17 protein-coding genes and 2 tRNA genes are annotated in these 22,582 nt (G+C 72.2%); 10 read left to right on the top strand and 9 right to left on the bottom strand.

Features of this window, described 5'->3' with window-relative positions; all coding sequences use genetic code 11:
• Positions 1-44: 44 nt before the first annotated feature.
• The 5 genes from QC283_RS31860 to QC283_RS31880 all read right to left on the bottom strand — a co-directional run bounded on the left by QC283_RS31860 (position 45) and on the right by QC283_RS31880 (position 4,629).
• Positions 45-836: an ABC transporter permease gene (locus QC283_RS31860; protein ID WP_279565215.1), complete on the bottom strand. Its 792-nt coding sequence runs from the start codon at positions 834-836 to the stop codon at positions 45-47.
• The gene (locus QC283_RS31865) at positions 833-1,873 is read right to left on the bottom strand and encodes an ATP-binding cassette domain-containing protein (RefSeq protein WP_279565216.1); all 1,041 of its coding nucleotides are present in this window, start codon (positions 1,871-1,873) and stop codon (positions 833-835) included. Before QC283_RS31865 ends, QC283_RS31860 begins: the two co-directional genes overlap by 4 nt.
• A gap of 134 nt (positions 1,874-2,007) precedes the next feature.
• Positions 2,008-2,850 carry a DUF4097 family beta strand repeat-containing protein gene (locus QC283_RS31870; RefSeq protein ID WP_279565217.1) on the bottom strand — a complete coding sequence of 281 codons (843 nt, stop codon included), beginning with the start codon at positions 2,848-2,850 and terminating at the stop codon, positions 2,008-2,010.
• A 107-nt stretch (positions 2,851-2,957) separates the two neighbouring features.
• Entirely contained in the window at positions 2,958-3,476 is a 519-nt protein-coding gene (locus QC283_RS31875) for a hypothetical protein (protein WP_279565218.1), read from the bottom strand.
• Positions 3,477-3,762: 286 nt separating this feature from the next.
• Positions 3,763-4,629, bottom strand: a complete 867-nt coding sequence (locus QC283_RS31880; RefSeq protein WP_279565219.1) for a bifunctional DNA primase/polymerase — start codon at positions 4,627-4,629, stop codon at positions 3,763-3,765.
• 420 nt (positions 4,630-5,049) lie between these two features.
• Between QC283_RS31880 and QC283_RS31885 the strand changes: the two genes are divergently transcribed.
• The 3 genes from QC283_RS31885 (at position 5,050) to QC283_RS31895 (ending at position 8,309) form a co-directional block, all read left to right on the top strand.
• Complete coding sequence (locus QC283_RS31885) at positions 5,050-5,376, top strand: hypothetical protein (protein WP_279565220.1); 327 nt, start codon at positions 5,050-5,052, stop codon at positions 5,374-5,376.
• Positions 5,377-5,874: 498 nt separating this feature from the next.
• Complete coding sequence (locus QC283_RS31890) at positions 5,875-6,492, top strand: SigE family RNA polymerase sigma factor (RefSeq protein WP_279565221.1); 618 nt, start codon at positions 5,875-5,877, stop codon at positions 6,490-6,492.
• 140 nt (positions 6,493-6,632) lie between these two features.
• Positions 6,633-8,309 (top strand): long-chain fatty acid--CoA ligase, encoded by a 1,677-nt coding sequence (locus tag QC283_RS31895; protein WP_279565222.1) that lies wholly within the window; start codon positions 6,633-6,635, stop codon positions 8,307-8,309.
• 180 nt (positions 8,310-8,489) lie between these two features.
• Here the strand turns inward: QC283_RS31895 and QC283_RS31900 are convergent, their stop codons facing one another.
• Positions 8,490-13,076: a hybrid sensor histidine kinase/response regulator gene (locus QC283_RS31900; protein ID WP_279565223.1), complete on the bottom strand. Its 4,587-nt coding sequence runs from the start codon at positions 13,074-13,076 to the stop codon at positions 8,490-8,492.
• A gap of 251 nt (positions 13,077-13,327) precedes the next feature.
• The gene (locus QC283_RS31905) at positions 13,328-13,801 is read right to left on the bottom strand and encodes an SSI family serine proteinase inhibitor (RefSeq protein ID WP_279565224.1); all 474 of its coding nucleotides are present in this window, start codon (positions 13,799-13,801) and stop codon (positions 13,328-13,330) included.
• Between the two features lie 192 nt (positions 13,802-13,993).
• Here QC283_RS31905 and QC283_RS31910 point away from each other — a divergent pair.
• Positions 13,994-14,084, top strand: a tRNA-Ser gene (locus tag QC283_RS31910).
• A 200-nt stretch (positions 14,085-14,284) separates the two neighbouring features.
• Positions 14,285-14,357: transfer RNA gene (locus tag QC283_RS31915), tRNA-Arg, on the top strand.
• Between the two features lie 154 nt (positions 14,358-14,511).
• On the opposite strand, the gene QC283_RS31920 is transcribed toward QC283_RS31915, so the two are convergent.
• Positions 14,512-15,861, bottom strand: coding sequence for a hypothetical protein (locus QC283_RS31920; protein ID WP_279565225.1), 1,350 nt, complete (start codon positions 15,859-15,861; stop codon positions 14,512-14,514).
• 322 nt (positions 15,862-16,183) lie between these two features.
• On the opposite strand from QC283_RS31920, the gene QC283_RS31925 reads away from it, so the two are divergent.
• The gene (locus QC283_RS31925; RefSeq protein ID WP_279565226.1) at positions 16,184-17,671 is read left to right on the top strand and encodes a peptidoglycan D,D-transpeptidase FtsI family protein; all 1,488 of its coding nucleotides are present in this window, start codon (positions 16,184-16,186) and stop codon (positions 17,669-17,671) included.
• A gap of 45 nt (positions 17,672-17,716) precedes the next feature.
• Here QC283_RS31925 and QC283_RS31930 read toward each other — a convergent pair whose 3' ends face one another.
• Positions 17,717-18,070 (bottom strand): winged helix-turn-helix transcriptional regulator, encoded by a 354-nt coding sequence (locus QC283_RS31930; protein ID WP_279565227.1) that lies wholly within the window; start codon positions 18,068-18,070, stop codon positions 17,717-17,719.
• Positions 18,071-18,156: 86 nt separating this feature from the next.
• On the opposite strand from QC283_RS31930, the gene QC283_RS31935 reads away from it, so the two are divergent.
• The 4 genes from QC283_RS31935 (at position 18,157) to QC283_RS31950 (ending at position 22,574) form a co-directional block, all read left to right on the top strand.
• Entirely contained in the window at positions 18,157-19,038 is an 882-nt protein-coding gene (locus QC283_RS31935) for a DUF2797 domain-containing protein (RefSeq protein WP_279565228.1), read from the top strand.
• Between the two features lie 136 nt (positions 19,039-19,174).
• On the top strand, positions 19,175-20,065 hold the full coding sequence (locus QC283_RS31940; protein WP_279565229.1) for an amidohydrolase family protein: 891 nt from the start codon (positions 19,175-19,177) through the stop codon (positions 20,063-20,065).
• A gap of 185 nt (positions 20,066-20,250) precedes the next feature.
• On the top strand, positions 20,251-20,988 hold the full coding sequence (locus QC283_RS31945) for a response regulator transcription factor (protein ID WP_279565230.1): 738 nt from the start codon (positions 20,251-20,253) through the stop codon (positions 20,986-20,988).
• Positions 20,985-22,574 (top strand): sensor histidine kinase, encoded by a 1,590-nt coding sequence (locus tag QC283_RS31950; RefSeq protein WP_279565231.1) that lies wholly within the window; start codon positions 20,985-20,987, stop codon positions 22,572-22,574. The genes QC283_RS31945 and QC283_RS31950 overlap by 4 nt, the downstream gene beginning before the upstream one ends.
• Positions 22,575-22,582 lie beyond the last annotated feature (8 nt).

A 22,582-nucleotide genomic window follows, 5' to 3' on the forward strand; every position in this document is an offset into this window, starting at 1 on the left:
CGCCTCGGCCGCCCCGTTCCGTGGGCGGCCGCGCGGTCCACCGGCTACTTGGGGTCGCGGTTGAAGACCGACTTGGACCAGAAGTAGCCGAGTGCGACGAGAGCCAGGCACCAGGCGAGTGCGAGCCAGCCGTTGTGGCCGATCTCGGTGCCGAGGAGGAGTCCGCGCAGGGTTTCGATGGCGGGTGTGAAGGGCTGGTACTCGGCGATGGGCTGGAACCAGCCCGGCATCGAGTCGATGGGGACGAAGGCGCTGGAGATGAGCGGGAGGAAGATCAGCGGCATGGCGTTGTTGCTGGCAGCCTCGACGTTCGGGCTGACCAGGCCCATGCCGACGGCGATCCAGGTGAGCGCCAGGGCGAAGAGGACCAGCAGTCCGAATGCCGCGGCCCACTCCAGGGCCGTGGCGTTCGTGGAGCGGAAACCGATGGCCACGGCGACGGCGCCCACCAGGACCACGCTGGCGACCGACTGCAGGACGCTGCCGATGACGTGTCCGACGAGTACGGACCCGCGGTGGATGGCCATGGTGCGGAAGCGGGCGATGATGCCCTCGGTCATGTCGTTGGAGACGGACACGGCGGTGCCGATGGTCGTGCTGCCGATGGTCATCAGCAGCAGGCCCGGCACGAGGTAGGCGATGTACGCGGAGCGGTCCGCGCCGCCACCACCGATGCCCGCGCTCATCGCGTCGCCGAAGACGTAGACGAAGAGCAGCAGCAGCATGATCGGCGTGAGCAGGAGGTTCAGGGTGAGGGACGGGTAGCGGCGGGCGTGCAGGAGGTTGCGACGCAGCATCGTGGTCGAGTCGCGTACGGCGAGGGCGAGGGTGCTCATCGGACGGTCTCCTTGGGCTGGTCGGGCTGGTCCGGCTGGTTGGGCTGGTTGGGCTGGTTGGGCTGGTCGGGCTGGGCGGGGACGCGGGTGTTGCCGGTGAGGGCGAAGAAGACGTCGTCGAGGTCGGGGGTGTGCACGGTGAGTTCGTCGGCCTCGATGTCTGCGGAGTCCAGCCGGTCGAGGATGGAGCGCAGGTCGCGTTGGCTGCCGTCGCTGGGGATCTGGAGGGTGAGTGTGTCGTCGTCGCGGGTGGCCTCGTGCAGTGCGGTGGTGGCGGAGCGGTAGGCGGTGGGGTCGGTGAAGCGGAGCCGGACGTGGCCGCCGGGGATGAGGCGCTTGAGTTCGTCGGCGGTTCCCTCGGCGGCGATCCGGCCGTCGTTGAGGACGGCGATGCGGTCGGCGAGTTCGTCGGCTTCTTCGAGGTACTGGGTGGTGAGGAAGACGGTGACGCCGTCGGAGACGAGTTCGCGGATGATCTGCCACATGTTGTGGCGGGAGCGTGGGTCGAGGCCGGTGGTGGGTTCGTCGAGGAAGATGATGCGGGGGCTGCCGACCAGGGTCATGGCGATGTCGAGGCGGCGCTTCATGCCGCCGGAGTAGGTCGAGGCGGGCTTCTTCGCGGCCTCCACCAGGTCGAAGCGCTCCAGCAGTTCGGCGGTGACCCGCTGTCCCTCCTGCTTGGGCAGGTGGTGGAGGTCGGCCATGAGGAGCATGTTCTCCTCGCCGGTGATCAGTCCGTCGACGGCGGAGAACTGCCCGGTGACCCCGATCGCGGCGCGTACGGCCTGGGGGGCGGTGGTGAGGTCGTGGCCGGCGACCTGGGCCTGTCCGCCGTCGGCGGTGATGAGGGTGGACAGAATCTTGACGGCGGTGGTCTTGCCGGCACCGTTCGGGCCGAGCAGCGCGAACACGGACCCGGCCGGGATGCGCAGATCGATGCCGTCGAGGACCGTCCTGTCGCCGTACGACTTGCGCAGACCGAGGGCGGAGACGGCGGTCGGTGACGTGTCACCGCCGCTCTGCCTGGTTGTGGACATGTCAGATGAGGGCATGGTGTTCTCCGGTCGAAGGCAGAAGTGGGGCGGGGGAGGGAGAAGGGGAAGGCGATGGGGCAGGGGCAGGGGCAGGGGCTGGGTCGGGGGTGGTGTCCGGCCCGGCGGGAATGTGGTGCTCAGGGCTTGGCGCGGCGGATGTCGATGTTGCCGTGCCGGGTGCGGGCCCGCACCTGGACGGTGTCCTCGGTCTTCTGCGGGGTCTCGGACGCGGTGAGCGTGTTGCGCACCTGGCCGGAGCCCGCGTGGACGTCGAGCCAGGCGGCCGTACCCTCGCGTACGCCGACCTCGATGGCTCCGTAGGAGGTCTCCAGCTGGACGCTGCCGCGGACCACGTCGCTCACGCGCAGGGTCCCGTGGGCGGTGGCGGCGGTGACCGAGTCCTCGGCGTGCGCGATGTCGATGTCGCCGTTGGCGCCCCTCACTCGCAGTTCGCCGGTCACGGCGCCGACGGTCGTGGTGCCGTGCGAGTTCTTCAGGACGGCCGGGCCGTCCACCAGACCGACGCGCAGGCTCCCGGAACTGGTGGCGATCTCGGCCGAGCCCTCGACCCGGTCCACGGTGATCGATCCGTGCGACGCGGTCAGGTGCAGCGGGCCGGTCGTGTCGAGGCGGACGTCACCGGACGAGGTCTTCACCCGGACCTCGCCCAGCCGGCCCTCACCGAGCACCTGGGTCCATGCGCCGGTCAGGTCGACGCGTGAACCCGTGGGCAGTTCGACCGTCACGTCGACGGCGCCGGTGCGGCCGAGGAGACTGGCCTTGGGGGTCCTGACGGTCAGTACGCCGTTCGTGAACGTGACCTCGGTCTGGTCGGCCGTCCGCACGTCCAGGTCCTTCTTCTGGTCGCGGGGCCGGACCTCGACGACGGTGTCGAGGCGGTCGCCCGCGGTGAACTGGATGGATCCGGCCTCCACACGCGCCGTGGCCGAGATCGCTTCGGGAGTGTCGAAAGAAGGCATGGCTGTCCCGTCCTCTTGGGTCTTCAGGGCGTCCCCGCTGATGGGACGTAGTGTGGGTGAGGTGGTGGTGGTACGGCTGAGGTGGCGCGGCCGGCCCGGACGGGCGGTTAGCGGACCCAGCCGGTGAAGCTCTGCCCGATGGTCCGTGCCTTCTCCGTCGTACGCGGCCGGGTGGCGCCGTCGACCGCGGCCGACACGGTGCGCACCAGCCACGCGTTGACCGACAGGCCCTCGCGGGTCGCCGCGTCCTCGGCGCGGGCCTTGAGGTGAGCCGGCAGGCGCAGGTTGACGCGTGCGGTGCCGCCCTCGTCGCCGTCGGCCGGGGTCGGGGTGCTGAGTGGTTCGACGGGTGCGGCCGGTTCCACGGGGGTGCCGCCATCGGTGGGCGGCGGTGTCACCACGAAATCGGGGTCGAGCCCGCGCAGCCGTACGTCGACCGAGCCGGGGGCGAGGTCGCGGGTGATCTCGTCCATCGCGGCGGAGAGCACGTTGAGCATGGTCAGCCGGGTCGCCGACTCCAGTGGAGCGGTGAGCCTCTCGGCCAGCTCGCGGGCATCTTCCCCGCCGGCTTCGGCGGCCACCGCGAGTTCGCGGCGCAGTGTGTCGACATACGGGGTGAGGTCCATGGCGTCATCATGGCACCAGACTGGCGCCATGGGCAAGTGGTGAGGCGGTATTCCTGCGCCAGTCTCTGGGTACTTGCCTCTGACCTGCCGGAATGCTCTGGAGTGCGTCGGCTTGTTGGTGGCGTGGAGTGGCACCCCACAGTGCTTGACGGTGCCCAGTGACGCCTGGGGTGGTACGTGGCGCGGGGTGGTGCGAGGTGATGCGGGGTGGCGCCGAATGGCGCCGGATGGCGCCTGTGGGTGCCGAATGGTGCCACGTGGTGCCAGTTGGTAAGAATCGGCGGGGTCAGGGTCGGTGGCCCGTCAAGCGGGCTGCGGACGCGATCGTCGCGCGGGCCTCGTGTTCGGTCAGACCGGTGCTGCGAGCCGCCTCGACCAGCGGGTCCACGAGGGCGGGCCCGATGCCGTCCTCGTAGGCGCGGCAGGCGGCCCAGAACAGGCGGGTGTTGCGCTGGCCCTCGTGGGCGGCGAGGACGAACTGGAGGAGCCCCCGGCTGTGCGCCTCGGTCGTGACGAGGGCCCGCTGGTGCGCACGGGGAGGCGGGAGCAGGAGTCGCAGGAGCGTGGGCGGGCAGGTGGCGGGGGCCAGGTGGGCTGTGCCGGGCGCGGCGGCGTACGCCCCGTGCCGGGTGCGGGAGCCGGGGCCGACCAGGTAACCGCCGGCGCCACGGATGTCGATGCCGGGGGCGAGACGGCTCGCCGAGTTGGGGACGACGGCGTCGGGCGGGCCGCTCAGCCAGAGGTGGCGGCCCCCGCTGGGGGTGAGCACGACGACCGTGGGCGGGATGGTGAACAGGTGGCGCAGCGCGAGTTCGCGCAGAGCGGCCGAGGAGTCCGTCTCCGCCTTCGTGTCCAGGTCGATGCCGATGAGGTGGTGCGGAGGCAGGCCGCAGGCGATGCCGTAGCCGGTCGCCCAGGGTGCGGCGGCGAACAGTTCGCGGATGCGGGCCGGGTCGGTGGAGGCGTCGTAGATCCCGTGGCCGAATCGGCCGCACTCGCCGTGGCAGGAGGTGGGTGCCGGGTCGTGGCGGTGGGGGGAGCGCAGGGCCGGGAGCTTCGTCCGGGACAGGGGGATGACGGCCAGTCCGCGTTCGGCGGCTGACAGGGCGTGCGCGAGGGCCAGCGTCGTGGCCTGCCGGTCGGGGGTGGCCATGACTCTATGTTCGTACGTGCGTTCGAAAAAGGGAAGGGCGTTGCGTGCGACGCGCCGGGGAGGAGGGGGTGGAGGGACAGGTGACGGAACGCTTCACCTCTTGCGGCGCTTGGGGCGGAGCTGTCCGTACTGCCCTGGGCTGTGACAGAAGTGATGCGAAGGGGTTTATCGACTTGTCATCACGCTTGAGAGCGAATCAGGGCTTCCGGGGTGGTTCGCCGGGGATTCGGTGGGCAACTCTGATCACGCGACGTCGTGCACAGCGTCGAGGTGGTCGGCCAACTGCCTTGGCAACAGCTCTACTTCAGCTACTCAGTCGTACTCAGCTCTACAGCTCCACTCAGCTCTGCTCAGCTCTGCTTCTCGTACTTCTCGCGTTGTCGGCTGGAAGCCGGTGCGCCCTTGTTCTGGAGGAACAACATGGCAAGCATCCGTACCGCCCGCGTCGTCGCCGCTGTCGCCGCCCTGCCGCTCGCCGCCGCCCTCTTCAGCGGCGTGGCGACGGCGGACAACGGCGCCTTCGCGGACGACGGATCGAACGCGACCGCCTCCGAGGCCTACGCGGGCATCCTCGGCAGTGGCGTCGGCGAGGACAACCTCGGCAACTCGGCCACCACGCAGCAGCAGGCGGTCGGCTCGGGGGCCTCGAACCAGAGCAACACCGCACAGGTCGACGGCTCCGCGTTCACGGCGATCAACCAGGGCAACGAGAACGTGGCCGTCAGCTTCTCCCCGCTGTGGTGGTGAGCTGAGGGACCGGCGCGGGCGCGTTCCCGCGCCGGCCCCTGCGTCTTCTGTGTGGGTGTGCTTGATGGGGTCGCAAGGCGTCTGGGCGGCGGTACTTCGGTATCGCCGCCCAGGCGTTTTTCGCGTGCGTCCGGAGAGGAGAGGGCGCCTGCCTCCCCGGGAGGGTCTGCGCGGGCGGACTTCCCGGGGAACCCGGCGAGACCCCCGGAAGGATTCCGGCGAACCCTCGGGAGACTCCCGCAAGAACCCCGGCGAGCCCCCGGGAGGCTCCCGAGAGAAACCCGGCAAGACCTCCGGGAGGCCCCATGGGGAGAGCCCGCCGGGCGGGCCCGCCGGGGCGAACCCCCAGGGGTGAACCCGCAGGGACCCGCAGTACCTCTCCTCCCCTCGTCCACCTACAGGAGGTGCAGCCAGCACCACCCCTACAACCTGAGGCGGATCCGGCTTCGGGACCTGCGGCCGATCCGCCGCACACCCCCTCGCTCATAGCGTTGAGTCATGACCGCACCCGTCTGCACCAGTGCTTCGAACGCCGCCACAGCCAAGGCCCCGGCCCAGGCCATGGCCATGGCCACAGCCAAGGCCCCAGCCATGGCCACGGCGCGGACGCAGACCTTCCCGTACCCGTCGTTCTCGTCGTACGTGAGGGCCCGCCAGCCGGTGCTGCTGCGCACCGCCCGGTCGTTGACGGCCAACCCGAGCGACGCGGAGGACCTGCTGCAGACCGCGCTCGCCAAGACGTACGTGGCCTGGGAACGCATCGAGGACCATCGCGCGCTGGACGGATATGTGCGCCGGGCCCTGCTGAACACCCGCACATCGCAGTGGCGCAAGCGCAAGGTCGACGAGTTCGCCTGCGACGAGCTGCCGGAGCCGGAGCCCGTGCCCGCCGGCGACGACCCCGCGGAGCGGCAGGCACTGCGCGACGCGATGTGGCGGGCGATCATGAAGCTGCCCGCCCGGCAGCGGGCGATGGTCGTCCTCAGGTACTACGAGGACCTCAGCGAGGCCCGGACGGCCGAAGTGCTCGGAGTTTCCGTGGGCACGGTCAAGTCGGCGGTGTCACGGGCGCTCGGCAAGCTCCGCGAGGACGCTGAGCTGGGGTTTGTTCGATAGTGAGCCGGTCTGTGGACCGTCGGCGGGCGACCTCGCCGGACGCCCTGCCGGGCAACCCGCACTGATCGATCACCCGGGAGTAGTGACATACCGCGCGGTATGTGCGCAGAATCAGCGCAACCCTTACCGCCGCGTAGGCAATGTCGCCCCGGGAGGACACCGTGCTGAGCACGATGCAGGACGTACCGCTGCTGATATCGAGGATCCTGACCCACGGGTCGACGATCCACGGCAGCTCCCAGGTGACCACCTGGACCGGTGAGGGCGAGCCGCACCGCCGCTCCTTCGCCGAGATCGGCGCCCGCGCCGCACAACTGGCGCACGCCCTGCGCGAGGATCTGCGGGTACAGGGCGACGAACGGGTCGCGACCCTCGCCTGGAACAACGCCGAGCACGTCGAGGCCTACTTCGCGATCCCCTCCATGGGCGCGATCCTCCACACCCTCAATCTCCGTCTCCCGCCGGAGCAACTGGCCTGGATCGTGAACCACGCGGCCGACCGCGTCGTGATCGCCAACGGCTCGCTGCTCCCCCTGCTGGCCCCGCTGCTGCCGCACCTGAAGACGGTCGAGCACGTCGTCGTCACCGGCCCCGGCGACCGCTCCCCGCTGGACGGGGCGTCGGTCCAGGTGCACGAGTACGAGGACCTGATCGCCGGGAAGCCGACCACCTACGACTGGCCCGAGCTGGACGAGCGGGCCGCCGCCGCCATGTGCTACACCTCCGGCACCACCGGCGACCCCAAGGGCGTGGTCTACAGCCACCGCTCCATCTACCTGCACTCCATGCAGGTCAACATGGCCCAGTCGATGGGGCTGACCGACGAGGACACCTCGCTGGTCGTGGTGCCGCAGTTCCACGTCAACGCCTGGGGACTGCCGCACGCCACCTTCATGACCGGCGTGAACATGCTGATGCCGGACCGCTTCCTCCAGCCGGTGCCGCTCGCCGAGATGATCGAGAGCGAGAGGCCGACGCACGCCGCCGCCGTCCCCACCATCTGGCAGGGCCTGCTCGCCGAGCTGACGACGAGGCCCCGGGACGTCTCCTCCCTCACCCAGGTCACCATCGGCGGCTCCGCCTGTCCGCCCTCCCTGATGGAGGCGTTCGACGCGCTCGGCATGCGGGTCTGCCACGCCTGGGGCATGACGGAGACCTCCCCGCTCGGCACCATCGCCCGCCCGCCGGCCCACGCGGTCGGCACGCCGGAGGAGTTCGCGTACCGCCTCACCCAGGGCCGTTTCCCCGCCGGTGTCGAGGCCCGCCTCACCGGTCCCGGCGGCGAGCGCCTCCCCCGGGACGGCGAGTCCGCCGGCGAGCTGGAGGTACGCGGCAACTGGATCGCCGGCGCCTACTACAACGGCCCCGGCGCCGAGCCGCTGCGCCCCGCCGACAAGTTCAGCGAGGACGGCTGGCTGAAGACCGGCGACGTCGGCACCATCTCCCCCGACGGCTTCCTCACCCTCACCGACCGCGCCAAGGACGTCATCAAGTCCGGCGGCGAGTGGATCTCCTCCGTCGAGCTGGAGAACGCCCTGATGTCCCACCCGGACGTCGCCGAGGCCGCCGTGGTCGCCGTCCCCGACGACAAGTGGGGCGAGCGCCCGCTGGCCACCGTCGTCCTCAAGGAGGGCGCGAGCGTCGGCTTCGAGGCTCTGCGTACCTTCCTCGCCGAGGACGGGAAGATCGCCAAGTGGCAGCTCCCGGAGCGCTGGACGATCATCGAGGCGGTGCCGAAGACGAGCGTCGGCAAGTTCGACAAGAAGGTGCTGCGCAGGCAGTACGCCGACGGTGGCCTGGACGTCACCCAGATCTGACCGACGACGGCCCGAGCGCGCGTACGCCGGGTGGGAGAAGCCGCGTCCCGGCTCCCCCCACCCGGCGTACGCGCACCTACGGCAGGCCGGGCGGCCGACGAGCGTCCGCCGGCCGACGAGCGTCCATCGGCCGACCGGCCCACCGACGGGCCGCCCGGCCGGCCGGGCGCTCGCGGAGCGTCAGTTGGTCCCGATCCGCGAGAGCAGCTCGACGATCCGGGACTGCACCTCACCACTGGTGGAACGCTCCGCCAGGAACAGCACCGTCTCGCCCGAGGCCAGCCGCGGCAGGTCGGCCTGGTCGACGGCGGCGGTGTAGACGACGAGCGGGGTGCGGTTGAGCTGCCCGTTCGCACGCAGCCAGTCGACGATCCCGGCGTACCCGGCCTGTCCCCGCTGCACCCGCATCAGGTCCATCACGACCAGGTTCGGCCGGAACTGCCCCGCCAGCGTCACCGCGTCGGCGTCGCTCGCCGCCCGCGCCACCTGCATCCCGCGCCGCTCCAGCGTCGCGGTCAGCGCCAGCGCGATCTCCGCGTGCTCCTCGATCAGCAGCACGCGCGGCGGGTGCTGCTCGCTGTCCCGGGGCGCGAGCGCCTTCAGCAGTACGGCAGGGTCGGCGCCGTAAGCGGCGTCGCGCGAGGCCTGTCCGAGCCCGGCCGTGACCAGCACCGGCACCTCGGCCGCCACCGCCGCCTGCCGCAGCGACTGGAGCGCCGTACGGGTGATCGGCCCGGTCAGCGGGTCCACGAACAGCGCGGCGGGGAACGCCGCGATCTGCGCGTCGACCTCCTCGCGGGAGTGCACGATCACCGGCCGGTAGCCGCGGTCGCTGAGTGCCTGCTGCGTGGAGACGTCCGGCGCGGGCCACACCAGCAGCCGGCGCGGGTTGTCCAGCGGCTCCGGCGGCAGCTCGTCGTCCATCGGCTGCGGACGCGGCGTGTCCGCCACCTCCACGGCCCCGCCGGGTCCGTCCAGCGGCTCGGGCCCCTCGGCGGCGTTCTTGTCCGGCGCGCCTATGGCGTACGACCGTCCGGCGCCCTCGGTGACCGGCGCGCGCCGGGGCTGGTTACCGGCCGGGGACGGCCGCTCCTGCCCGTGCGCCTGTTCCTGCGGCTGTCCGTGCCCCTGGGTGTGAGGCTGCGGCTGCTTCTTCATCTGCGGGGCGGTGGGTGACCGGTCGGTCGGCGGGTGCGGACGGGCCGGCTGCTCGGAGCCCGTGGCGGCCGGGTCGGGCGGCGTACCCAGCTTGCGGCGCCGGCCCGAGCCGCCCGGCTGGTGCGGGGCGGGTGTGGCCGACGGCTGGTGGGAGGCGGGGAGGGCCGACGGCCGCTGCACCTGGACCGCCTGCCGGTTGAACGGCACGCCCTGGCCCAGCGTCCGCACGCTGATCGCCTGCCCCTGGGCCGAGTTCGGGTCGGCGGGCGTGGACGCCTCGGCGGGCAGGGGCTGCGCCGCGCGGGGTGCCGGAGCGTTCTCCGGCGGCAGCGGGGTGCCTCGGCTCGGCGTGTTGGCGGGGAGGCCCTGCGCGGGCGCCGGGGCCTCGAGCGCGGCGGGTGCGGGTCCGGCGGTGCCGGGTGCGGCCGTCGGCGTGGGGCCGGTGACGCCGCCCGGCGGTACGGGAGCGCCGGCGTCCGGAGCGTCCGATGCCGCGGCGGGCCACGGCTGCGGGGCGGGCTGACCGGCTCCGGCGTGCTGCGCGCCGTCGGCGGCCGCCTCGGCGGGCCGGGACGACCCGGTAGGAGCGGCCGCCGCGGGCCCGGGTGCCGGCTCGGAAGCCGGTGCGGCCTGGGCGGGTAGGCCCTGGCCTGCGGAGTTCCGCGCGGGCCCCTGGGCTCCCTGCCCGGGGACACCCTGCATGGGGGCCGCTTGTGCCGGACCGCCCTGCACCGGCAGCGGCACCGCACCCTCGGCCTGCTGGGCGGCTCCGGCGCGGCGGCGCCGTCCCGTGGGTGCCTCGGCCGGGTGCGGCTGCGGCGGGGTGTGGTCGTCGGCCTGGTCCTGCGGTACGGCGTCGTGTCGGCCCTCGTCGAGCAGGTCGTCACCCGAAACGGCCGGGCCGGGCACCTGGACCTGCCCGGTAGGCGTCGCCGCAGGCGCCACGCCCCCGGTCGTCACGTACGCGTCCGTCGCTCCTCGGGCATCCGTCGCCCCATGCGGCTCGCCGCCCGCCACCCCGTGCGGCCGGCCGTGCGGCTCCGTCGCCTCGTCGGACGGCCGGTGCGCGTCGGCGGGCGGCAGGGCGAACACCTGACGCGGCGCCGCCTCCTGCGCGGCCGCACGCTCGTTCGCGGAGGCCAGGGCACGGCGCCGGCGCCCGGTCGGCTGCGACGCGTCGGCCGGGTCCGCCTCGCCGGCCTGCGCGGGCAGCGCCGGAGGCAGTGCCTGCTGCTCGCCACCGTCCTGCAGCGCGCGTCGGCCGCCGGGCCCGGGCACGCCCTGCGGCGGTACGGTCCCGCCGAGACCGGTGTTGGAGGCCGCGGCCCCACCGCCGTGCTCGCCGGCCATGACGACGGCGCCCTCGGACACCCCAGCGGACGCTCCCTGGGGCAGGCCCTCGACGGCGGCACCAGTGCCCCCGGTGGCCTCCGCGGGCCGCCCGCGCCGGCGCCCCGTGCCGCCGGCCCCCTCGCCCGGCGCCGCCTGCGCGGGAACCGGAAGCGGGGCCGAGGCCTGTGCCTGTGCGGTCTGAGCCTGTGCGGTCTGAGCCTGTGCGGTCTGAGCCTGTGCGGTCTGAGCCTGTGCCGCCTGTGCCTGTGCGACCTGTCCCTGTGCCTGGGCGGTCTGGTCCTGGATCTGGGCCGCACGCCGCCTGCGTCGCCCGGTCGGTGCGGTGTCCCCGCCCGTCGCACCGGCGACGGCTCCGTCGGCACCCTCGCCGGCCGCGCCCGCGACCTCGCTCTCCAGGAACGCGTCGACGGACGCCCGCCGGGCGCGCCGCCGCCCGCCCCCGGGAGCCGGCTCCGGCACGGCCAGGGCGTTGCCCACGCCGGCGGCACCCGCCGCACCCTCGATCTCCGCGGCCTGTGCCTGTGCCTGTACCGGTACATCCGCCTGGGCCTGGGCCTGTACCGGGCTCGGCGCCTGGGCCGCGACGGCCCCCGCCCCGCCACCGATCGGCACCTCCAGCACGTACGCGCTGCCGCTCATACCCGGCACCTCGTGCGTCTGCAGCACGCCCCCGTGCGCCCGCACGATCCCGCGCACGATCGGCTCGTGCACCGGGTCTCCCCCGGCGTACGGCCCGCGCACCTCGATGCGTACGACCGCGCCGCGCTGCGCCGCCGCGACCACGACGGTGTTGTCCAGGTAGCCGCCGGTCGCCGACACGGGAGAGTTTCCGGTGGCGTCGACACCCGCCACGTCCGCGACGAGATGGGCGAGCGCGGTGGCCAGCAGCCGGGGATCGACCTCGGCCTCGATGGGCGGCGCGTGCACGGCGAACTGCACCCGTCCCGGCCCGATCAGTTCCACGGCCCCGTCGACTCCGGCGGTGACGACGGCGTCGAGCATCACCTTCGTACGGGTGACTGTCTCGTTGCCCACGTCGAGGCGCTGGTAGCCGAGGACGTTGTCGATGAGCGTGGTGATGCGCGAGTAGCCGGCCGACAGGTGGTGCAGCACCTGGTTGGCCTCGGGCCACAGCTGCCCGGCGTCGTCCGACGCCAGCGCGGCGAGCTCCTGGCGCAGCTCGTCCAGGGGCCCGCGCAGGGAGCCCTCCAGGAGGGTGAGCAGCTGCTCGTGCCGGGCGGCGATCGCCTCGTAACGGTCCTTCTCCCGCTCACCGAGCGCGGCGTAGCGGTCGGCGTCCGCGGCGGTCTCCTCCGCGTGCTTCTCCCGCAGCTCCTCGAGCTCACTCACGTGCTGCCGGCGCAGTGCGGTCAGCTCGGAGGCGTGCTCCTCGGCCAGCCGCTCCAACTCCTCGGCGTGCCGCTGCTCCGCGTCCTCGTGCTCCTTGACGAGTGCGTCGTAGGGGCGCCGGTCGGTGAAGGTCATCACGGCGCCGACGAGCTGGTCGCCGTCGCGGACGGGTGCGGTCGTCAGGTCGACCGGCAACTGGTCGCCGCTCTTGGCGAACACCACCTGTCCGCGCACCCGGTGCTTGCGGCCCGAGCGCAGGGTGTCGGCGAGCGGGGACTCGTCGTACGGGAAGGGGGAGCCGTCGGCCCGCGAGTGCAGGACGAGGGTGTGCAGCTCGCGTCCGCCGAGGTCGCTGGCCCGGTAACCCAGTATCTGGGCGGCGGCCGGATTGACGAGGACGATGCGCCCGTCCGTGTCGGTCCCCACGACGCCCTCGGAGGCGGCCCGCAGGATCATCTCGGTCTGCCGCTGGGAACGTGCCAGCTCGGCCTCGGTGTCGACGGTGCCGGAGAGGTCGCGGACGACGAGCATCAGCAGTTCGTCGCCGGTGGAGCCGTAGTTGTCGTAGGCCTGCTGGCCGGTCTCCAGGTTGGCGCTGGTGACCTCGACCGGGAACTCGCTCCCGTCGGTGCGCCGGGCGACCATCCGCGTCGGCTTGGTGCGCGCCCGCGGATCAATGTGGTCGGGCCGCCGCATGGACCCGGGGATGAGCCGCGAGTCGAACTGCGGCAGCAGATCGAGCAGCCCGCGCCCGACCAGCGCGGTACCGGGCGCCTCGAATGCCTCCAGCGCGATGGTGTTCGCGTTGACGACGGTGCCGTTGGCGTTGACCAGTACCAACGCGTCCGGCAGGGCGTCCAGTATGGCTGCGAGGCGAGCAGCGCCTCGGGATGGCCTGCTGCTCACGAGACGCTTCCCTCCTGTTACCGCACTTGCCGACCGCTTGGGCCATCTTGCCAATCGGCCTACAGCGTGTCACGCGAGGGAGTCTAAGGGTTGGGGCCCGGCGGGCGGCGTGGGATGCGACGGAGGTCGCACGAGAAAGTGACGTAGAACGTGTGACCGGGCGCCCACGACCGTCCCGGACACGGCTCGCGCCCCGGTCACCGACCGCGCTCCGGTCACGGCTCCCGCCCCGGTCACGGCTCTCGCCCCGGCTACGACGCTCCCGGCGTTCCGATCTCGGGCAGCAGCGGCACCATGCGGTCCCAGCGGGAGATCCCGCAGCCGTCGCGGCGGTCGTACGTCGTGTCGACGGGGCGTCCGGCCCACGTGCCCGTGACGTGCGCGGTGGCGGGACCGCCGTACTGCATGGTGCAGACGCTGCCCTCCGGGACGGGGGCGAAGGTGTCCGCCCCCCACCGCGTGTCGCGCTCGACGACGGCACAGGCGCCGTCCGGATCGGGGTGGCTGCCGCCGTGGGGGTGGCAGTACAGCTCGTACGTGCCGTCCGCGCCGGCTCCGGCGTCCCGGACGGTGATCGTCAGGTGATCGGTGCCCCGCGCCTCACCACCGGCGGCCGTGGCCGGGTGCGCGGTGGCCAGGGGGGCCAGAGAGGCCAGGGTGACGACGGACAGGGCGGCGGCACCGAGGAGACGGGCGGCGGCGGGGAATCGGGAGACCTGGAACATGACCGGACTAACGCGCCGGCCCGCCGGACGTTGCGCGACCGGGCCCTGAAGGCTTCGCGCGACCGGGCCCCAAGGGCTTTGCCCTCCGGCCTGCCCGCCTAGTACCGTGGGGGTCGATTGGTGACAGCGCGCTCAACTGTGTCATCATCGGCACGCGCCACTCGCGCTCGCATGCGAGAGGTGATGTTGTCTGGAGGCGTCGCCTAGTCCGGTCTATGGCGCCGCACTGCTAATGCGGTTTGGGTCTTAAAGCCCATCGAGGGTTCAAATCCCTCCGCCTCCGCACCGATCACCGAAGCCCCGGCCCACTCGGCCGGGGCTTCGGTGCGTCTCGGCCCGTGCGATGGCTTCGCGGATCGTTTCCGCAGGTCACAAGGGGTGCGGCTAACGGATTTCACATGACGGCGGCAGTCATGTAATGTTCTTCCTGTCGCCGCGAGCGGGCCGGAAGGGCCGGGAGCGGCGGTAAAACTGAAAAGACAAGCACTCGTAGCTTAACGGATAGAGCATCTGACTACGGATCAGAAGGTTGCAGGTTCGAATCCTGCCGAGTGCACAGCAAAGCGGAGGCCCTGTGGAGTGATCCACAGGGCCTCCGCTTTTGTCCGTCGCTTTTGTCCGTCCAATGGCGAGGACGCCGACCGCCCGACCGCCCGACCGCCCGGACCGGGTGCACGAGGTGCTGTCCCGTCCGGGCGGCCGGCTTCGCGTCAGGCGTTGTCCGCGGCCCTGCGGCGACGGCGGATGGCGAAGACCGTGCCGGCGCCGAGCGCGACGGCGGCGGCGCTCGCGAGGGCGATCGGCGCCATCGCGGAGGACGAGCCGGTCCTGGCGAGATTGCCGTCGGCCTCGGCCTCGGCCTCGGTCTCGCCCCCCGTCCCGGTGGCCTGGGCCTTCGCCGCCTGCTCGGACGCGCCGCCCTGGGCGGAGGAGTCCTTGCCGGTGGCGGGAGCCGCGGTGCCCGGCCGCTTGTCGTCGTCCGTGTCGGGCTCTCCGGGCTTGGCGTCGTCCACCTCGCCGGGCTCGCTGCCCGCGGGCAGGAGCGCGAAGTCGTAGCGCTTCATCGGACCCTGGACGCAGGGCCTGTACGCGCTGGAGGCGTCGGCGGCGAACAGTGCGATGACTTCGGTGGACCGGGCCACGGAGTCGGCCTTCATCCGCAGTTTCACGTCGCTGTGCCCGCCCGGCTTCATGGTGCCGACGGGACCGATGTGCTCAGGCTCGTTGCCGTTCAGGGCTTGCCAGCCAGAGCCGTTGGACCACTCCACCTTCAAGCGGCTCTTCTCGCCGGGGCCTTCGCCGTCCACGTGGACGAACACCAGGGGGTCCACGGACAGCGTGCGCTCGGTTCCGTTGGTCAGGCGCAGGGTGAAGTCGACGGTGGTACCCGCGACGACCTTGGACGGCAGGCCGACCGCGAGCGAGGTCAGTCCGTTCTCACGGACGCACTCCTTGGCGGTGGCGAGGGCCTCGTCGGCGGCTTCCTTGGCCTTGCGCGCCTTGTCGAGGGTGTTCTGGAGCACGCTGTACTCGCGGACGGCCGCGACCCTGGCGTCGTCCAGCGCGGTCTGGGCCTTCTCGGCCGCGGTGTCGGCCTCCTGCTTGGCCTTGACGGCCTCCGTCAGACCGGCCTCGGCGGCTTCGAGGGCTTTCTGCGCCTCGGCCCGGTCGGCGGCGTTCCCTGCCGCTTCGAGCTTGGCCTCGGCGTCCGTGACGGTCTGCTCGGCGGCGGTCCTGGCGTCGGCCGCGTCCTTGGCCGCCTTGTCCGCGGTGATCGTGGCCGCCCTGAGCGGGTGTGTGTCGGAATCCAGCGTGTCCAGGGTGGCTTCGAGTTCTTTCTCGCCTTTCTCCTCGGCGGCGACGGCGTCCTCGTAGGCCTTCTTGGCGTCGGCGGCGGTCTTTTCCAGCTCCGCGTACGTCGGCTGATCCGGCTTTTTCTGCTGATTCTGCGTCTGCGCCGCGGACGGGGTGGCGGCGAGTGCGGGAGCGGCGGTGAACAGCGCGACGGGCGTGGTCACCGCTATGGCGGCGGCCACGGCGAGGCAGCGGCGAAGTCTCACAGAGGACCTTCTCGATGGCAGGGGGAAAGGAGAAGGGCTGCCGGAAGGTGTGCACGGCAGCCTCAATAAGTGAAGAGTTTATGGCTCAAGTAAAGGGGTGTGCCGGGGTTTTGCCCGGCACCCGGATATCCTTGAGGGGGCTCACCCGGATAAACGGGACGGACGGGGAGGGTTGTTCATTAGGTCCGCATTTTTCTGTGCTGCATGTCACTTTCACGACCCACCCACCTGATGCTCACGACTCGCGCTGTGTCTAGGGTGTGCGCATGTCGCGACGACGCATCTCCATATCCATCCGGCCGAGCCTTGGTGGGGGCACCCGGTGAACAAGCCACTGAGGGCCGTGGCGATCTTCTGTGGGCTGCTGGTGCTCGGACTGCTGATCCGCGCGAACTGGCTGCAGTACGTCCGGGCCCCGGAACTCGCCTCGGACACGAAGAACCGGCGGGTGCAGATCGAGCAGTTCGCCACTCCGCGCGGAGACATAGTCGTCGGTGGCCGGGCCGTCACCGGGTCCGCCGAGACGGAGGGCACCGACCTCAAGTTCAAGCGCACCTACGCCGACGGGCCGATGTACGCGCCGGTGACGGGCTACGCGTCGCAGGCTCAGGGCATGACGCTGCTGGAGAAGACCTACGACGGCATCCTGACCGGAAAGGACGACCGGCTGGCCTTCCAGCGGTTCGCCGACGTCGTCAGCGGCGAGGGGCGGCGGGCCGGCTCGGTGGTGACCACCATCGACCCGAAGGCGCAGAAGGCCGCCTGGAAGGGGCTGACCGACCTGAAGGGCGCCCGCGGTGCCGTCGTCGCCCTGGACCCCGCGACGGGCAAGGTGCTGGCCATGGTCTCGGCGCCGTCCTACGACCCGTCGACGTTCGCGGGCGGCACGTTCAACGAGTCCGACCGCTTCGTGGCGCTCACGAAGGACAAGCGCAAGCCGTTGGCCAACCGCGCGCTGCGGGAGACCTACCCGCCGGGCTCCACCTTCAAGATCCTCACCGCGGCCGCCGCCCTGGAGCACGAGGTCGTCTCCGACATCGACGCCCGCACGGACGCCGTTTCCCCGTACCCCCTGCCGCAGTCCAGCAACAAGATCGGCAGCGAGGCCGGCGACGCGGTCTGCGACAAGGCCTCGATGAAGACCGCGATGCAGTACTCGTGCAACAACGTCTTCCTCGACGTCGCGGCCAAGCTGGGGCAGGACAAGATGCGGGAGACCGCGGAGAAGTTCGGCTTCAACGAGGACGTCTACTCCGACGAGTTCGGCGACCTGCTCGCCACCAAGAGCCTCTACCCGGAGGAGCTCGACCTGCCGGGCACCGCGCTCACCGGCATGGGACAGGGCAGCCTCACCAGTACGCCGATGCAGATGGCCATGGTCACCGCCGGGCTGGCCAACGACGGCAAGGTGATGCAGCCCTACGTCGTGGACGAGGTCAAGGGACCGGACCTCGGCACCCTGGAGAAGACCGAGCCCGCGGTGATGAGCGAGGCCGTCTCCGCCGAGACCGCGCAGAAGGTCCAGCAGATGATGGAGTTCACCGCCAAGGAGGGCAGTGCCAAGCGCGCCCTGATCGAGGGCATCACGGTCGGCGGCAAGACCGGTACCGCGCAGCGCGGCGTCGACGTGAACGACGAGGTGCCGTACGGCTGGTTCGTCTCCTACGGCAAGAAGTCGGACGGGTCCTCCGTCGCGGTGGCCGTCTTCATCGACCCGACCGACATGGACATCTCCCGCGAGGACATCTCCGGTGGCGGCCTCGGCGCGCCGATCGCCAAGCGCGTCATGGAGGCGGTCCTCAAGCAGTGAGGGCGTCCGGTACGCGGTAGTGGAGCGGGGGGTGGGGGCGGCGCGTCAGGCTTTCGCCGCGTCGTACGCCGCGCGGGCCTTCTCGACCGCCGCCGTCCGCCGCTCCGTCCACCGTGCGAGGCCCCGGACCTGCTCGGCGGCCTCGCGGCCGAGGTCCGTGAGGGAGTAGTCCACACGGGGCGGGATCACCGGCTTGGCGTCCCGCCGGACCAGGCCGTCGCGCTCCAGCGTCCGCAGGGTCTGGGCCAGCATCTTCTCGCTGACCGTACCGATCTCCCGGCGCAGTTCGCTGAAGCGGTACGAACGGTCCAGCAGCGCGATCAGGGCCAGGGTGCCCCAGCGGCTGGTGATGTGTTCCATGATCAGACGTTCCGGGCACATCGAATCGCTCACCATCATGCCCGTACGGTACGCCGGGGCGTGCACTGACCAGGAGTTGGTGCAGGCCCCGGCGTTGTCAGTGGTGCCCTCTACTCTCGAGAGCGATGGCACAGGTGTGGAAGTGCTCGGGGCTGCGGTGGGCGGCGGACGGCCCCGTGCTGACGTGGGTCGGGGGGCGGCGCAGCGCGCCGGCCCGGGGGAAGCGGGTGGCCTTCGCGGTCACCGAGGGGGGTGTGCGGACATGCGTGGGAGCGCGGGGGAATGCCTGTCCGGTGCGGGCCGGCGTGCCGGGGCGGAGCACGGGGGCGCGGTGCGAGGAGTGCGCGCGGCTGGACCGGGCGCACTCCGTGGCCGCGGACACCCTCGCGGACGACCCGAGGCCGTACCGCGTCTATCTGGCGTGGTTCGGGCCGGGGCTCACCAAGGTGGGGATCACCGGATATGACCGGGGAGCCGCCCGGCTGCTGGAGCAAGGGGCGGTCTGTTTCAGCTGGCTGGGCTACGGGCCACTGATGGCCGCGCGCCGGACCGAGGAGCTGCTCCGGGCCGCGCTGGGCGTGCCCGACCGGATTCCGTACGCCCGCAAGCGCGCGGTGCGGGCCGGGTTGCCGGGGTCGGAGGCGGAGCGGGCGGCGGAGATCGCGGAGTTGCACGCACGGGCGGTCGCGCTCGGCGGCTGGCCGGAGTCGCTGACGCCGGAACCGTTCCGGGGCGTGGACCACGCGGGTGTCTTCGGAATCGAGGGGGCGGGCCGTGGGCCGGCCGCCGTGGGGGAGGTGGCCGAGCTGGTGGCGGGCGGGGCGATCGGCGGTGACCTGGTGGCGGCCGCCGGGCCGGATCTGCATCTGGCGACGGAGCGCGGGGTCGTCGTGCTCGACACACGGCTGATGACGGGGTGGGAGCTGGTGTCCGTCGAGGGTGCGCCGTGCGCCGTGCCCGTGCGGGAGCTCAGGCGGGCGGCCGGAGTACAGGACGGGCTGTTCTGACCCCGGACCGGCCTGTCTACCTCGCTCCTCGCTCCTCGCTCCTCGCTTTTCGCTCCTCGCTTTTCGCTCCTCGCACTCTCCGGCGTCCTCCCCCGTCCCTCTTGTCCGTGGGCGGGGAGGGCGCGATCGTGGCCGTATGAGTGATCACGAGGCCGGGCAGGTGCGCCGGTTCTGGGAGGGGCTCGGGCTGCCCGGGCTGGTCGACGTGCACACGCACTTCATGCCCGAGCGGGTGCTGCGCAAGGTCTGGGGCTACTTCGATGCCCTCGGGGCGCTGACCGGCGGCATCGAGTGGCCGATCACCTACCGGCAGGAGGAGGGCGAACGCACGGCACTGCTACGGGAGTTCGGCGTACGGGCCTTCACGGCCATGCTGTACCCGCACAAGGCCGGCATGGCCCAGTGGCTGAACGGCTGGGCGGTGGACTTCGCCCGCCGGACGCCCGACTGCCTGCACACCTGCACCCTCTTCCCGGAACCGGGCGTCGAGGCGTACGTCCGTGAGGCCGTCGAGGCGGGGGCGCGGGTCTTCAAGGCGCATGTGCAGGTGGGGGCGTACGACCCGGCCGACGAACTGCTGGACGGCGCGTGGGGACTGCTCGCCGAGGCGGGGGTCCCGGTCGTCATCCACTGCGGGTCCGGGCCCGCGCCCGGCAAACACACCGGGCCCGAGCCGATCGCGCGGGTCCTGGCACGGCACCCCCGGTTGCGGCTGGTCGTGGCGCACCTGGGGATGCCCGAGTACGAGGACTTCATGGACCTCGCCGAGCGGTACGGCGAGGTGCGGCTGGACACGACGATGGCTTTCACCGACTTCAGCGAGCGCTTGGCCCCGTTCCCGCGGCGTGCGCTGCCCCGGCTGGCGGCCCTCGGCGACCGCGTCCTGCTCGGGTCGGACTTCCCCAACATCCCGTACCTCTACCTGCATCAGCTGCGCGCGCTGGAACGGCTGGAGCTGGGCGACGACTGGCTGCGGGGCGTGTGCCACGACAACGCGGCCCGCCTATTCGGGCTGCCGGTGCGCTGAGCCGGCTGCCGGGCGCCGCTCGCGCTGCCGGGGGCCGCTCGCGCTGCCGGGGGCGCTGCGCCGGGAGGGCCCCGCTGACCGGGCGGGAACGCCCGTCCGGACCGTGAGAGGTCACGGTGGGTTTCTCAGACAAATCACAGCTCGGGGAAAGGGTGCTCTCAGAGCCCCCCGACATCGTGTCCGGTATGACCACGACCTCGCCCCAGGGGCGCACCGAACTGCTCAGGCCGGACGGGAGCTCCGTCCGGGTGCTTGTAGTGGACGACGAGCTGTCCATCACCGAGTTGCTGTCCATGGCCCTGCGCTACGAGGGCTGGCAGATCCGCAGTGCCGGGGACGGACACGGTGCCGTCCAGGCCGCGCGCGAGTTCCGGCCCGACGCCGTCGTGCTGGACATGATGCTGCCCGACATGGACGGGCTGAGCGTGCTCGGCCGGCTGCGCCGCGACCTGCCGGACGTGCCGGTGCTGTTCCTGACCGCCAAGGACGCGGTCGAGGACCGGATCGCCGGGCTGACCGCCGGCGGGGACGACTACGTCACCAAGCCGTTCAGCCTGGAGGAGGTCGTCGCCCGGCTGCGCGGGCTGATCCGGCGCTCGGGCGCCGCCGACCGGCGCTCCGACTCCGTCCTGGTCGTCGGCGACCTCACTCTCGACGAGGACAGTCACGAGGTCACCCGGGGCGGCGACGGTATCCACCTCACCGCCACCGAGTTCGAGCTGCTGCGTTTCCTGATGCGCAATCCGCGGCGCGTGCTGAGCAAGGCGCAGATCCTGGACCGCGTGTGGTCGTACGACTTCGGCGGGCAGGCCAACGTCGTGGAGCTGTACATCTCCTACCTGCGCCGGAAGATCGACGCCGGTCGCGAGCCGATGATCCACACCCGGCGCGGGGCCGGCTACCTGATCAAACCCTCGGCGTGAGCGGACGGCGACGGCCGCGGCCGCGGACCCTGCGGACGCGGCTCGTCGTCGCGTCGGTGGCGCTGATCGCGGTGGTGTGCGCGGTGATCGGCACGGTGACCACGGTGGCGTTGCGGTCGCATCTGTACGACCAGTTGGACGGGCAGTTGGACGAGGTCGTGGGCCGGGTGTCCGGCCTCGGACCGCCCGGGGGCCCCAAGGGCGGGGGCCAGGGCCCGCTGCGGATGGACCTGGACGCGTTCGTCACCCGTGGCCCGCAGCCCCGCCACACGATCGTCGCCGACGTGCGCGACGGCGTGGTCGTCGACGCCAAGTACGGCCGGGACTCCGACGAGAGCACCGACCTCAGCGGCATGACGGCGGTCCCCCTCAGCGCGGAGCAGCGGGCCGCGCTGGCGACCGTCCCCCAGGACGGCGGCGCGCACACCACCGAGATCCCGGGCCTCGGCGACTACCGCGTGGAGTACCGCGCCGGCGCGGACGGCAGCTACTACGCCGCCGTCCCGACCTCCGGGGTCACGGGCACCATCAACACCCTGGTCCTCGTGGAGGCCAGCGTCACCGCCGCCGGCCTCATCGCCGCCTCCCTCGCCGGGACCGTCATCGTGGGTGTCGCCACCCGCCCCCTGCGCAGGGTCGCCGCCACCGCCACCCGCGTGTCCGAACTCCCGCTGCACGCGGGTGAGGTGAACCTCAACGAGCGCGTCCCGGAGTCCGAGTGCGACCCGCACACCGAGGTCGGCCGGGTCGGTGCCGCGCTCAACCGGATGCTGAACCACGTGCACGGGGCGCTGCACGCACGGCAGGAGAGCGAGACGCGGGTACGGCGGTTCGTCGCGGACGCCAGCCATGAGCTGCGTACGCCACTCGCCTCCATCAGCGGGTACGCCGAACTCACCCGCAGGGGAGGGGAAGAGGTCGGCCCCGACACCCGGCACGCGCTGGGCCGCATCGAGTCCGAGGCCGGGCGCATGACCCTGCTGGTCGAGGACCTGCTGCTGCTCGCCCGCCTGGACGCCGGACGCCCGCTGGAGTTCGGGCAGACCGACCTCGTACCGCTCGTGGTGGACACCGTCAGCGACGCCCGCGCGGCGGGCCTCGGCCACAACTGGCGGCTCGACCTGCCCGAGGAACCGGCGTCGGTGTCGGCGGACGCCGCCCGGCTCCAGCAGGTGCTGGTCAACCTGCTGGGCAACGCCCGCAACCACACACCGCCCGGTACGACCGTCACCGCGCGCGTGCGGGCCGACGGGGCGTGGCTGTGCGTGGACGTCGAGGACAACGGGCCGGGCGTCCCGGCCGAGTTGCTGCCGCACGTCTTCGAGCGGTTCGCGCGCGGCGACTCCGCGCGGTCCCGGGCGACCGGATCCACGGGCCTCGGGCTCGCCATCGTGCAGGCCGTGGCGACCGCGCACGGCGGTGGCGTGACGGTCGACAGCGTGCCGGGCCGGACGGTCTTCACCCTGCACCTGCCCGCGCTCCGGCAGCGGCAGCGACAGAGCGCGCCACCGCGCTCACAGGCACACCAGAGCCTCACCACACAGGTACACCACAGCCTCACCACACGGGTGCGACAGGAGAGTTGAGAAGAGTC

Origin of the sequence: Streptomyces sp. DH41 (assembly GCF_029813785.1) — a bacterium.
GTDB lineage: Bacteria > Actinomycetota > Actinomycetes > Streptomycetales > Streptomycetaceae > Streptomyces.